The organism is Adlercreutzia sp. DFI.6.23, assembly GCF_024462535.1.
Taxonomy (GTDB): Bacteria; Actinomycetota; Coriobacteriia; order Coriobacteriales; family Eggerthellaceae; genus Adlercreutzia; species Adlercreutzia rubneri.
The window spans coordinates 1-298 of record NZ_JANGBP010000570.1; the positions used below are offsets into that span (position 1 = coordinate 1).

Sequence of the window (298 nt, forward strand, 5' to 3'; positions counted from 1 at the left end):
CATGAACAAGGCGCTGGACACCGCCGAGAACACGGCGACCACTGCAAGCAGCAACCAGTGGATGCCTATGGACTGAGCGAAGGCCGCCAGCAGGCAGGCAGCGAGTACGACGAGACACGAAACCCGGGAGCGCGCCGGAGCATCCAGCCGTCCAAAGCGTTCGCTCCATACCATGGTGAGCAACCCGCCGCCCAAGCCGAGCAGCGCGCCGGACACGACGCGTAGAACCGCAACTGCCACAGAGGCGCCCCGTTCGGGAACGAGCAGAAGCGCTGCGCCGGCGATGGCAGCCAACGCG

1 protein-coding gene is annotated in these 298 nt (G+C 66.8%); it reads right to left on the reverse strand.

From position 1 onward, the window contains the following. The coding region (locus NE591_RS14630) for a hypothetical protein (protein WP_256157031.1) at nt 1-298 on the reverse strand (298 nt) is incomplete at both ends.